At 39.4% G+C, this 13,644-nt stretch carries 12 protein-coding genes; 11 read left to right on the top strand and 1 reads right to left on the bottom strand.

The genetic code is table 11. From position 1 onward, the window contains the following. The first annotated feature begins 116 nt into the window (after positions 1-116). The 11 genes from SOI82_RS02420 to clpB all read left to right on the top strand — a co-directional run bounded on the left by SOI82_RS02420 (position 117) and on the right by clpB (position 12,912). The gene (locus SOI82_RS02420; protein WP_320667796.1) at positions 117-1,232 is read left to right on the top strand and encodes a Ycf51 family protein; all 1,116 of its coding nucleotides are present in this window, start codon (positions 117-119) and stop codon (positions 1,230-1,232) included. A gap of 10 nt (positions 1,233-1,242) precedes the next feature. After that, entirely contained in the window at positions 1,243-1,644 is a 402-nt protein-coding gene (locus SOI82_RS02425) for a DUF4332 domain-containing protein (RefSeq protein WP_320667797.1), read from the top strand. 59 nt (positions 1,645-1,703) lie between these two features. Further along, the gene (locus SOI82_RS02430; RefSeq protein ID WP_320667798.1) at positions 1,704-1,970 is read left to right on the top strand and encodes a hypothetical protein; all 267 of its coding nucleotides are present in this window, start codon (positions 1,704-1,706) and stop codon (positions 1,968-1,970) included. A 13-nt stretch (positions 1,971-1,983) separates the two neighbouring features. After that, a complete protein-coding gene (locus tag SOI82_RS02435) occupies positions 1,984-3,561 on the top strand; it encodes a CocE/NonD family hydrolase (RefSeq protein WP_320667799.1) in 1,578 nt (525 codons plus the stop codon). 59 nt (positions 3,562-3,620) lie between these two features. Further along, entirely contained in the window at positions 3,621-5,897 is a 2,277-nt protein-coding gene (gene glgB / locus SOI82_RS02440) for a 1,4-alpha-glucan branching protein GlgB (protein ID WP_320668458.1), read from the top strand. Between the two features lie 222 nt (positions 5,898-6,119). After that, a complete protein-coding gene (locus SOI82_RS02445) occupies positions 6,120-6,995 on the top strand; it encodes a hypothetical protein (RefSeq protein WP_320667800.1) in 876 nt (291 codons plus the stop codon). A gap of 306 nt (positions 6,996-7,301) precedes the next feature. Continuing rightward, entirely contained in the window at positions 7,302-8,360 is a 1,059-nt protein-coding gene (hemE, locus tag SOI82_RS02450) for a uroporphyrinogen decarboxylase (RefSeq protein WP_320668459.1), read from the top strand. Next, a complete protein-coding gene (locus tag SOI82_RS02455) occupies positions 8,357-9,370 on the top strand; it encodes an NAD(P)-dependent oxidoreductase (protein WP_320667801.1) in 1,014 nt (337 codons plus the stop codon). Before hemE ends, SOI82_RS02455 begins: the two co-directional genes overlap by 4 nt. Before the next feature lie 23 nt (positions 9,371-9,393). Further along, complete coding sequence (petE, locus tag SOI82_RS02460; protein ID WP_320667802.1) at positions 9,394-9,753, top strand: plastocyanin; 360 nt, start codon at positions 9,394-9,396, stop codon at positions 9,751-9,753. 144 nt (positions 9,754-9,897) lie between these two features. Further along, positions 9,898-10,116: a Nif11-like leader peptide family natural product precursor gene (locus tag SOI82_RS02465; protein ID WP_320667803.1), complete on the top strand. Its 219-nt coding sequence runs from the start codon at positions 9,898-9,900 to the stop codon at positions 10,114-10,116. A 204-nt stretch (positions 10,117-10,320) separates the two neighbouring features. After that, positions 10,321-12,912 (top strand): ATP-dependent chaperone ClpB, encoded by a 2,592-nt coding sequence (gene clpB, locus SOI82_RS02470; protein WP_320667804.1) that lies wholly within the window; start codon positions 10,321-10,323, stop codon positions 12,910-12,912. 7 nt (positions 12,913-12,919) lie between these two features. Here clpB and SOI82_RS02475 read toward each other — a convergent pair whose 3' ends face one another. Next, entirely contained in the window at positions 12,920-13,534 is a 615-nt protein-coding gene (locus SOI82_RS02475; protein ID WP_320667805.1) for a HupE/UreJ family protein, read from the bottom strand. Positions 13,535-13,644: the final 110 nt, after the last annotated feature.

Below are 13,644 nucleotides of genomic sequence, written 5' to 3' on the forward strand. Positions count from 1 at the left end.
CCATTGCATTTAACTAACCTTCGAGGGAGTAAATGAACTATAAGAAGTGAATCTGATCTTTACCAGCCTATAAACCTCGACCAATTATTAAAAATGAATCCACTTTTGACCAGCCCATGAACCTCGTTGAATTAGTAAAGGAGTCCACTCAATGGTTCTTCTGGCTAAGCCTAGGTCTAGGTTTGGCTACCATGCTCTCTTTCTTAATAGGGTGGGGGATAAAGTTTCGCCTTGTTGGTGCAACGGTTTTCAGCCTTTTGCTCGCCACCAGCTGTTGGGCATTTACAGCCAGCTATAACCCTCCTTTTTTGAAAGAAGGAGCCCAATATGCTCCAATAGTTTTTGATAATGGTTATGACCTCGTCGTCGCCCAAGCTCCAGAGGATTTCACTGAAGAAGCCGTTCTACCAACGTTGGAGCAAATAGCAGCCAACCTTAAAGGAGGGGGTAGAAGTGACGCAATGGTTCATGTCCGCATTAGGAAGTTAGAAACAACAAGAATGGGAGTAACTACTCCAATAGTTTTAGGAGAAGTTGTTAGAGACATAAAAAATAATCGCACCATCTTTTTGAATGATCTCAACGATGAAATTCCTTCTCATGCCCTCTCCCCTCAAGACCAGGTAGCTGATCTCAACGATGAAATTCCTTCTCCTACCCTCTCCCCTCAAGACCAGGTAGCTGATCTCAACGATGAAATTCCTTCTCCTACCCTCTCCCCTCAAGACCAGGTAGCTGATCTCAACGATGAAATTCCTTCTCCTACCCTCTCCCCTCAAGACCAGGTAGCTGATCTCAACGATGAAATTCCTTCTCATGCCCTCTCCCCTCAAGACCAGGTAGCTGATCTCAACGATGAAATTCCTTCTCCTACCCTCTCCCCTCAAGACCAGGTAGCTGATCTCAACGATGAAATTCCTTCTCCTACCCTCTCCCCTCAAGACCAGGTAGCTGATCTCAACGATGAAATTCCTTCTCCTACCCTCTCCCCTCAAGACCAGGTAGCTGATCTCAACGATGAAATTCCTTCTCCTACCCTCTCCCCTCAAGACCAGGTAGCTGATCTCAACGATGAAATTCCTTCTCCTACCCTCTCCCCTCAAGACCAGGTAGCTGATCTCAACGATGAAATTCCTTCTCCTACCCTCTCCCCTCAAGACCAGGTAGCTGATCTCAACGATGAAATTCCTTCTCCTCCTTCAAAGAACAGATGGAGTTTTAAAAACTATTGAAATTTAGAGAATGGAGAAACCACTCAATGATTTGCCACAACATTTCCATGAAGAGGAAAAACAACTTCGAGCCCTAGGAATTCACAACTGGCTTTCACTCAATTCTCTTAAAGAAGAAGAACTATTAATTCTTGCTCAAAAAAGCCGCGCAACCACCAGAAACCTCAAACGACTTAGAGGCATGGCAAGACTCATTTGTGAGATCAACCTTTCTCAATCAGAGGCTGCTTTGCTATTACATGCAGGAATCGCATCAACAAAAGCATTGGCATCATTGACACCTCAAGAATTGATTCGCAAAACAGGTCGACTGGAACGACAATTGAATACGGGGAAAGAGCCTTTTGTGGATCTCCCAAAAGCCCAAAAATGGATAAAAATTGCAAAAAGGGCAAATTCAGAACTGACCTAATAAACCCTCTAAAACCACAAATCAGATCAAATATTAGAGATAACCTCAATCGGAGGAAAATGCATTATTTATATTCAATTGCAATGGTGATCCTTGCCTTTACTCCTGGAGCACTAGCGCAATCAAACCTGCTTGAGAGCGTCAAGCGAAACCCTAAAGAAGCCAAAGCATTATGCAGTCAATTTCGCCAACTTAATAAAAAAGGGATTTCGGCTAGTTCAAAAGAAGCTTTAGACCAAGTCTCACGACAAAAGAATTTGAGTATTAAAGATGCAGAGATTCTTTCTATATATGTCATCGGACTGAACTGCCCAGAGGTCAACTAGGGCACATATCTATATGGAGTCAATTGCATGGCGTGATGAAAAGCTACTTCTCAAAGATGGAGTAAATCTCATATCAAGAATATGGACACCAGCTAATGGGGGAGGACCTTGGCCAGCTCTTCTGATGCGACAACCTTATGGAAGAGAAATTGCATCAACAGTTACTTTTAACCATCCTGTTTGGTGGGCAAGTCATGGTTATTTAGTTGTTGTTCAAGATGTGCGAGGTCAAGGGGGGTCTGAAGGGACTTTCACTGGATTCAAACAGGAAGCATCAGACACAAGTCAAACCCATGAATGGGTTCGATCTCTCCAAGACTGCAATGGCCTTTTAGGTACATATGGTTTCTCTTATCAAGGACTAACTCAATTAACAGCAAACCCCAATACTCGACCCCCAGAATGTCTTGCCCCAGCAATGACAGGCCTAAATGAAAATGATCATTGGAGTTGTGATGGTGGTGCATTTTGGTGGCATCTAGGGCTGGCATGGGGATTGCAATTAGCCGCCTTAAAAGCCAATCGAAATGGTGACCAGGAGAGATGGGAAAGGATACGAAATAGCCTTGAAAACAAAACCTACCTTAAAGAAGGCGCCTTATTACTTAAAGAAATTGACCCTCAAGGAATGGCATACGATTGGTTTACACGTTCAAGCAAAAACAACCAAGAATGGATAGTTCACCAACCGCCTGCTAACTGGCTGCGTCAACCGATGCTTCTAATTGGAGGCTGGTGGGATCCCCACCTACGTGGAGTAATAGACCTTTATCAAAAATCAATTGAAGCTGGGGGGGCACCAGAACTTCACATTGGCCCAGCCACGCATCTGCAATGGTGGGCAGAAGCACAGGAACTTTTGCTGTCATTCTTTAATCAGCACCTAAAATCTCCAACAACCAAAAGGATAAAAGCACCCAAACAAAGGCTTTGGAATATCACGAAGAAAGTATGGCAATTATCAAACCAATCAACTAATCCATCACACTATTGGGGGCTGTCAAGCCAAGGAGCAGCATGCCTAGATCCCAATGAAGGTGTACTGCAACCAAATTTAAAAAGTTTTGGAACATTAAATATAGTTCACGATCCTTGGAGGCCAGTTCCAGCAATTGGAGGACATCTCAGTCCTCAAGCTGGTCTTGCTGATCGAAAAGATTTAGACATGAGAGGAGATATCGCGACTTTCACAAGTAAGGAGCTTAAAGATAATCTTCGACTCGAGGGCATTCCTGTCTTGAAATTAATTGTTAAGGCCGACAAAGATGGCTTTGACCTCTGCGTTGCTCTATCTGTAATCAATCATAAGGAAACGAAAGTTCTTCAAATATCAACTGGAATATTGAGAGTAATTGGCGAGGCAGCAAAAGAAGAACTAGCAAGGGAAGTCAGATTCCAAGCAGTTCTGGCAGATATAAAAAGAGGAGAAAAACTACGTTTATCAATAGCTGGTTCTGCTTGGCCCGCTATAGGAATTAATCCAGGTCAAAGCAATACACCATGTGGCGCAACTGGGGTTCATTGCAATGTAATAACAATAAATCTGACACTTTCTGGTTCAAATTTTCACGTCTTACCACTTCTTGCTTAAAAGCCTTACATGATAGCTCTCGTCGTTTTAGGCTCCGAGAGAAAATTCGTCCTTCTGCCATGACCACCAGTGTTTCATTTGACTGGATGGAAAAAGATGGCGAAAGACTTGCAAAATGTAGGCACGATCATCCTTTTGCAGTCCTAGGCCCTCAGCCTCATCAAGGAGAGTGGATTGTTCGTATTTGGATGCCAGAAGCAGAAAAAGTAGAGCTTCTAATAGATGGGAAAACATTTGACACAACTACCGTTAACCACCCCTGGGTCTTTGAAAGAGTTTTGACAAAAGATCCTGGAATCGATTATCAAATCAAAGTTCATCGTGCTGGAGTCGAACATATACAAAACGATCCTTGGGCATTCAGAGATGAATGGATGGGGGAAATGGATCGACATCTTTTCGCAGAGGGAAATCACCATCACATATGGAAACGAATGGGGGCACATCTTGTAGAAAGAGAAGACATCCAGGGTGTGATGTTCTGTCTATGGGCTCCAAATGCTTTAAGTGTTTCTGTTCTAGGTGATTTGAATTCTTGGGATGGTCGACATCACCCAATGCAAAAAAGATTGGGAGGTATCTGGGAATTATTTATACCAGGATTAAAAGAAGGCGAGCTTTACAAATATGAAATACGAAGTCAAGAAGGACATTGCTATCAAAAATCTGACCCATATGGTTTCCAACATGAAATTCGCCCATATACAAGCTCAGTCATTACAGGAGTCGATAAATATAAATGGAATGATAAACACTGGATATCTCAACGTGATAAACAAAATAATCTAGATCAACCTATTTCTGTTTATGAGATGCATTTAGGTAGTTGGATGCATGCTTCAGTTGATAGTCCTTTTATCGAAGAGAATGGCAATCCAAGAGATCCTATATTAGCGGCAGAAATGAAACCTGGGGCAAGACTTCTTACATATAAAGAACTCACTAAAAAACTTATACCTTATGTAAAAGAAAGAGGTTTCACACATATCGAATTAATGCCAATTTCAGAGCATCCATTCGATGGTTCATGGGGATATCAAGTTACAGGTTGGTATGCACCAACAAGTAGATATGGGACTCCCGATGAATTCCGTCAATTTGTAGATAGTTGCCACGAAAATGAGATTGGAGTAATTCTAGATTGGGTACCAGGACACTTTCCCAAAGATAGTCACGGGCTTGCCTTTTTTGATGGTTGTCATTTATACGAGCATTCAGATCCTCGCATAGGAGAGCATAAGGAGTGGGGAACACTAATTTTTAACTACAGTCGAAATGAAGTTCGTAATTTCTTGGTAGCAAACTTAATATTTTGGTTTGATCAATATCATATAGATGGTATTAGGGTTGATGCAGTTGCTTCAATGCTCTACAAGGATTATCTAAGGCCAGATGGAGAATGGATTCCGAATGAAGATGGCGGAAGAGAAAACACTGAAGCAGTTCATTTTCTTCAACAAGCTAATCACGTACTTTTCGAACATTTCCCAGGGGCCCTTTCAATTGCAGAAGAGTCAACAACTTGGCCAATGGTAACCAAGCCAACAAATATGGGCGGATTAGGGTTCAACCTTAAATGGAATATGGGCTGGATGCATGACATGCTTGATTACTTTGAACTAGATCCTTGGTTTAGGAAATTTAATCAAAATAGCGTAACCTTTTCTATTTTTTATAATTACACAGAAAATTTCATGTTAGCTCTAAGCCATGACGAAGTTGTTCATGGAAAAAGTCACTTATTACATAAAATGCCAGGAGATGATTGGCAAAAATATGCTAATACTCGTGCACTTCTTGCCTATATGTGGACCCATCCTGGCAAAAAGACAATCTTCATGGGCATGGAGTTTGGGCAACGACAAGAATGGAATGTATGGGGTGATCTACAATGGGAACTTTTAAATTTCAACCCTCATAAAGGAATCCAAAGACTTGTAGATGATCTAAATACTTTATATAAGTCAGAGCCAGCGCTATGGAAGGATGATTTCGATCAATATGGCTTTCAATGGATTGATTGCAATGATAATGACCATTCGGTAATTAGTTTTATGCGACGTGAAAAAGACAATGGAGAATGGCTTGTAATAGTAGCTAACTTTACCCCACAGAATCATTCAAACTATAGAATTGGAGTCCCCAGGGACGGCTATTACAAAGAAGTCCTTAATACCGATGGAGAACGATATGGAGGTTCTAATATAGGCAATATGGGTGGCAAGTTTTCAGATAAAATCAATATACATGGATATAATGATTCACTAGACCTATGCTTACCACCATTGAGTGTCTTAGTGTTTAGACATGATCCAAATATCAATCCCCAAACATAAGCTATAACAACATTAATTGAATTTGATTATAGCCAAAGATCAAAAAATTGACTTCACTTTTAAACAAAAACAATCGCCAAAAAACAATTGAATCTTAAATCGTAAGAATGGGTTAAGAATTCAATGCTTCAATTATACTTAAATATGATTGATTATTAAATGAACCTAGCCCAATAGATAAATTCACCTTCAAAGTTTCAAATACATTCAAAAGGAATCAAGATGGAAGAATCCTATTTCAATAACAAATCAGACCTTCAAGATCCTTGGTCAGTAAAAGCAAAGAATCCAGAGCCTTCCGACAAAGATGAAACTAAAAATACTCTCGCTGAAGGTAATGTCTCAAAGGAGAGTCAAGCTGAAGCCCCCTCCTCTCTAGTTGATTCCAATCAGGGACCACAACTTGAAGACCCCTCCTCTCTAGTTGATTCCAATCAGGAACCACAACTTGAAGACCCCTCCTCTCTAGTTGATTCCAATCAGGAACCACAACTTGAAGACCCCTCCTCTCTAGTTGATTCCAATCAGGAACCACAACTTGAAGACCCCTCCTCTCTAGTTGATTCCAATCAGGGACCACAACTTGAAGACCCCTCCTCTCTAGTTGATTCCAATCAGGAACCACAACTTGAAGACCCCTCCTCTCTAGTTGATTCCAATCAGGAACCACAACTTGAAGACCCCTCCTCTCTAGTTGATTCCAATCAGGAACCACAACTTGAAGACCCCTCCTCTCTAGTTGATTCCAATCAGGAACCACAACTTGAAGACCCCTCCTCTCTAGTTGATTCCAATCAGGAACCACAACGTGAAGAGCCCTCTTCAGTGGTGAGCTTTACTACCAAGACCAAGAGGAATGGCAAAGTCCTGCAAAAAAACAATCCCAATCAATTCAACAAAAAGAATAAATTCATTTCAAACGAGACAAACAATACCGAAGTTCTATTTGACTACAAAAGGAAACCAGGTGTTAAACAGTCCTCATTTAACATAAGAAGAATACTACCAAAAAGCCTTACAAATACAAAGTTTGTCCTTCAACTATTTGGTATTATCATCCTTCTCTACTTCTTAAGAGTATTCTTCTTGGTGTTTTAAATACTAAATCAATAATTCTTCATTGGATCATTCAAACAAGTTAAAAACATTATCTAAATGGTTTTCCATGGCAATACTGTTCCTACATACTGATGGTGTAATAATGAGAAATTCAGTCTCAACAGTGTATTTGCTGGAAATAGCACCATTTTTTCGGTCGTTAAGAAAGCAACCAATAACCGAGATTCTGAAAGCATAAAGCCAAGAAAAAATCACAAAGGTGTGACGAAGATAACTTCTATAGAAAATAATTGTCGATATGAGAAGCGCCTTCTAGTAAGTTTCTGGGTTGATAACGACAGAATAATGAACGACTCCCTGCCCTTATTGCTACGTGCTGCGCGTGGTGAATCAGTGGAGCGACCACCAGTTTGGATGATGCGTCAAGCTGGCAGATATATGAAGGTCTATAGAGATCTTAGAGATCGCCATCCTGGCTTTAGAGAGCGTTCTGAGAATCCTGACCTCTCCTATGAAATCTCTATGCAGCCTTTCAATGCATTTAAACCTGATGGTGTAATACTTTTTTCAGACATTCTCACTCCCCTACCTGGAATGGGAATTAATTTTGACATTGTTGAAAGCAAAGGACCAATAATTCAAAATCCGATCAAAAGTACCCAGCAACTCAAGGAGTTAAGAACCTTGACCCCCCAGGAAAGCATGCCTTTTGTGGGGGAAGTACTTGGTCGACTAAAAGAAAGTGTTGGAAATCAAGCAGCTGTTCTAGGGTTTGTTGGCGCACCATGGACATTAGCGGCATATGTAGTTGAGGGAAAAAGCAGCAAGAATTACGCAGTAATAAAAGCCATGGCATTCCAAGAACCAGAGCTTCTTCACCAACTCTTAAATCATTTCGCGGAATCTATTGCCATTTATTTGAGGTACCAAATTGATTCAGGGGCGCAAGTTGTTCAAATGTTTGACTCTTGGGCTGGCCAACTAAGTCCAATTGATTACGACACATTTGCTGCTCCCTATCAGCAAAAGGTAATTGAACTTGTTAAAGAGACTCATCCCAACACACCTATAATTCTTTATATATCTGGCAGTGCTGGAGTATTAGAAAGAATGGCAAATACTGGTGTTGACATTATCTCTCTAGACTGGACAGTTGACATGAAAGAAGGATGTGCACGTTTACCACAAAATGTTGGTATTCAAGGAAATGTAGACCCTGGACTTCTCTTTGGTACTCCAAAAGCAATTCGCGCGCGAATTGTAGATACTGTTATGAAAGCCAAAGGTCGTCGCCACATACTTAATCTTGGACATGGAATCCTTCCTGGGACCCCTGAAGAGAATGCAAAAGTATTCTTTGAAGCAGGCAAAAATGTGAACGAACTAATAAAATCTATATCTTGAGAAAATCAAAAATATTAATTACAGGTGCAAGTGGCTGCGTTGGTCAATACACAGCTTCATGGCTGCTGGAAAATTCTGATGCGGATCTACTACTTTGGCTACGAGATCCTAATAAATTAGGTGCCATTGACCCTAGCAATCCAAGAGTAAAGTTACTTATTGGTGACCTACGTGAATCAAATCTTTTTGCTAAAGAGCTAGCAACAGTTAATCGAGTAATTCATACAGCAACAGCTTGGGGTGACCCCAAAAGGGCTTATCAAGTAAATATAAAAGCCGTGAAGTCATTAATAAAACTGCTCAATCAAAATGAGCTCGAACAGTTCATCTATTTTTCCACGGCAAGTATTCTGAACAAAAAACTAAACCCATTACCTGAAGCTTTTTTATATGGGACAGAATACATACAAACAAAAGCTAAATGTCTTCAAGAACTTGAGGCTCACCCAATCGCACCAAAAACGATAGCAATATTCCCAACCCTAGTTTTTGGGGGGAAAGTAGATGGAACTAGTAATTTCCCTTCTAGTTACCTCACAGATGGTCTTACTAAAGCAATTGATTGGTTATGGCTAGCACGCTGGATAAAGGTTTATTCAAGATTTCACTTCATTCATGCAGCAGACATAGCATTTGTATGTGGGCATTTATCAACTACACCACATTTACCTAATAGAGAATCAGGGCAAGGGGCTCTCAAACGTTTGGTTTTAGCACAGCCATATATCACTATTGATCAAGCTATAGATACTTTGGCGAAATGGAGAGGATGGAGAAAGACACCCAAACTTCCTCTATGGGGTTGGTTAGTAAATATCCTTATCAAAATCCTGCCTATTCAACTTTCAAAATGGGACAGATTCAGCATTAAACAAAGACATTTCAACCACGCGCCAATAACAAACCCAGAAAATTATGGCGGTGTTAGCCATGCAAAGACATTAGAAGAGGTACTTCTAGATTCCGGGCTATCCAAATCTGATAAGACTAGAAAACGAGCTAAGGTATAGTTATTAAATATTTGAAGGGTCCCATGACTGCAATGCTTCGATCAATTACAGCCACTTTCTGCGCATTTTTTCTTGTCCTTGCATTAGGAGTGTCATCAGCACAAGCAAAGACTGTTGAAGTCAAGCTAGGAACAGATGCTGGAATGCTTGCATTTGAACCAAGCACAGTAAATATCAGTGCAGGTGACACTGTGAAATTTGTAAATAATAAACTTGCCCCACATAATGCAGTGTTTGAAGGACATGATGAACTAAGCCACCCAGACCTTGCATTTGCACCTGGCGAATCCTGGGAACAAACATTTTCTGCCGCCGGCACCTATGACTTTTACTGTGAGCCTCATAGAGGAGCTGGAATGGTAGGAAAAGTTGTTGTTAACTAAAAACAGAAGATAAAAATCATCTAGTATAAAAATGGCCAAGAAGCTTAACTTCTTGGCCATTTTTATTAGATTAAACTACCTTAAATATTTAATTAATTCAACAAGCATTAAAATCATTTACAATGATCTTATATAAAAAAAGCAATGAGTAGAGAGGAAGCTAGAAATTTCCTTCATGCTGTTGAGCACAGTCTGTCCTTAAGAAGTAAACTTAAACAATGTAAGAAGATAAAAGAAATATTAGAAGTGGCAAGTGATTATGGTTTTTCTATAACAGAAGAAGATCTTATAGAAGATACTCAAGCTCAAGAAATTATAAAATGCTTTCAGGACAATAAAATCAATCCAATAAACAAGCTCTAGAATTACAAAGCAATTAGTAAATAATAGTAACAAGGAAGAATTAAAACAAAAAAGAAGTAAAGTACTTCATCATTAACCTTATTAAATATAGATTAATCACGCAATACCTGACTATTTTTCTAGTATTCCGTACTTAATATATCGGTTTTCCTCCAGATCAAAACAAGTAAATAAATTAAGATATCTCACCAAAGCCTTAGATTAATGCAACCAAAGGCTGGAAATTTCACAGAAAATGGATGGGCTGCAATTCTTTCAGCACAAAGCCTTGCGTCACAAAAAAAACATCAACAAATTGAGACTGAGCATCTTTTAATTTCTTTAATTGAGCAAGATGGACTAGCTCTAAAAATACTTCAAAAATGTGATTGCTCAATTTCTAGCCTAAAGGTTCTATTGGGGGATTTCATAGAAAAACAGCCAAAGCTACATTCAAAGCCAGACTCTATATATATTGGGCGGAGCATAGTCCAAATACTCGAAGAGGCAGATATTGAAAAGAAATCATTTGAAGATAGCTTTATATCCGTAGACCATCTTTTACTTGCAATAAGCAAAGACAGCAGATGTGGCAAAAGATTCTTTGGTCATGAAAAGATAGATACTGACAATATACGTTCGGCTATAATTAATATTAGAGGCAAGAATAAAGTTACGAATCAAAATCCAGAGTCCACTTTTGATTCCCTAAAAAAATATGGCAGGGACCTAACCTCAGAAGCACGCGAAGGAAAACTCGATCCTGTAATAGGAAGAGATGATGAAATCAGACGAACGGTTCAAATATTAAGTCGTAGAACAAAAAACAACCCTGTATTAATTGGTGAGCCTGGAGTAGGGAAGACAGCAATAGTTGAAGGTCTTGCCCAACGAATTGTCAATGGGGACGTCCCAACATCACTTCACGACCGCCAATTAATCACTCTGGACATGGGTGCACTTATCGCAGGTGCAAAGTTCAGAGGAGAATTCGAAGAAAGGCTAAAGACAGTTCTAAAAGAAGTAACTGATTCTGAAGGTCAAATCGTTCTGTTCATAGACGAAATTCATACCGTAGTAGGTGCGGGAGCTACAGGCGGAGCAATGGACGCAAGTAACTTACTTAAGCCTATGCTCGCCAGAGGGGAGTTGCGATGTATTGGGGCTACAACACTTAGCGAACATCGACAACACATTGAAAAAGATCCAGCTCTAGAAAGAAGATTTCAACAAGTTCTAGTTAGTCAACCTTCTGTCGAAGACACAATTTCTATTCTTCGTGGTCTTAAAGAACGTTATGAAGTCCATCATGGAGTTCGAATATCAGATAATGCCCTTGTAGCAGCTGCAGTCCTTAGTAATAGATATATCACAGACAGGTATTTACCAGATAAAGCAATTGACTTAATGGACGAATCAGCTTCTAGGCTGAAAATGGAAATAACATCAAAGCCAGAAGAAATCGATGAAATCGATAGAAAGATCCTACAACTTCAAATGGAGAAACTTTCACTAAAGCGTGAATCAGATGATGCAAGTAAAGAAAGGCTAAAGAAAATTGAATGTGAGTTAACAATTTTAATTGACCAGCAAAACTCACTAAACGGGCAATGGGAAAAAGAAAAAGAGTCAATTAATCGTATCCAAACAATCAAAGAAGAAATAGAAAGGGTACAGCTCCAAATAGAACAAGCCAAGAGAAATTACGACCTTAACAAAGCAGCAGAACTTGAGTATGGTGCATTAGCTAATCTACAGATACAGCTTAAAGAGAAGGGTGTCTTGCAATTAGGTGGTGAAGGTATAGAAAAAAATTGTCTTTTAAGAGAAGAGGTAATGGAAGAAGATATTGCAGAAGTAATTGCAAAGTGGACATCAATTCCTATTTCAAAGCTTGTACAATCTGAAAAGGATAAACTTTTAAATTTAGAGGCAAATCTGCACAAAAGAGTTATTGGGCAGAAACATGCTGTCTCCTCTGTTGCAGATGCAATTCAAAGATCAAGAGCAGGGATGAGTGATCCAGATCGACCAATTGCAAGCTTCATTTTTTTAGGGCCAACAGGTGTAGGTAAAACCGAACTTTCAAAGGCCTTAGCTACAAATCTTTTTGATTCAGCGAATGCAATTATCAGAATCGATATGTCGGAGTATATGGAGAAGCACTCTATTAGCAGATTAATTGGGGCGCCTCCAGGTTATGTAGGATACGAGGCTGGCGGTCAACTCACAGAAGCAGTTAGAAGACAACCATACTCAGTATTACTTTTTGATGAGATAGAAAAAGCCCACTCAGATGTTATAAATATAATGTTACAAATACTCGACGAAGGTAGAGTTACAGATAGTCAAGGTAGAACTATAAATTTTACCAATACAATAATAATACTCACAAGCAATATAGGCAGTCAATCTATTATCGAATTATCTGGTGAAAAATCTAATCATGAAAGATTGGAAACTATTATAAGCAATTTACTTAAAAAACAATTCAAGCCAGAGTTCATAAATAGGATTGACGAATCAATAATATTTCATAGTTTAGAAAAGGAGCAACTAAAGCAAATAGTAACGTTACAAATCAACCGGCTTAAAGAACGACTTGCAACAAAAAAGATCATCTTAGATATTAGTGATTCTGCAACTGAGTCAATAGCCTCCAGTGGCTATGATCCTGCTTACGGAGCTAGGCCAATAAAAAGAGCAATTCAACGAGAGCTAGAAACTCCTATAGCAAAAGAAATCCTAAAAGGAGAGTATTCAGCAGGTCAAACTATAAAGGTAGAGACAAGATTAGGCAAATTAATATTTAAATAAATCCAAGTCAAACTAAAGAAACAACTGTCCCATAAGTAAATATAATTCCAGCTCCTGCAATAATTGCAAGGAAAATAGGTTTATATTTGGCCAGCTTTTTAAATAAGATCACTCCACCAATTATTATTATCAGCTGACTTATTAACAGACCAGCCAAATATGCGGCCATAGGGGTTGGTTCAGCGCCTATGATTGATTGGCCCAAAACATATCCATGAGATGCAATAAAAGGAATCATTACTTCAGGGTTGATTAATCCTAATGAAACCAGAACAGAAACCAATAAACTTAATCCCATAAGAACTTCTACTGCAGGAAACACAACGGGGAGAACAAGAGACAATAAAGTTCCGAGGAAACCACTTAATAAAAGTAGTGGAATCCATTTTTTTATAAATAAGTTTCCGACAAGCCCAATGGAAAACAGAAACAAAAGATGGTCCAACCCTAGAACGGGGTGAGCCAATCCACTTATTAGGCCCTGAATTGCATTAAAAGCCTCTGGTTCCATTCCCTCTAATGGGTGATGTGCGTAGACCGGAGTAGAAGTTAAAAATGCACCAATGGTTCCCACTAATGCCACCAAGGAAAACCTGATGAAGGGGGTTGATGTTTGAGTCACAAACAAAGCTCTTTTCATAAAAATATCCTATTAGGCCATATACAGGATTGAAATTTTATACTCATGAAATTTCGAAATAAATACACCCTACAAAGAATTGCATGATTGCC

It is taken from the genome of Prochlorococcus sp. MIT 1307 (assembly GCF_034092395.1).
Classification (GTDB): domain Bacteria; phylum Cyanobacteriota; class Cyanobacteriia; order PCC-6307; family Cyanobiaceae; genus AG-363-K07.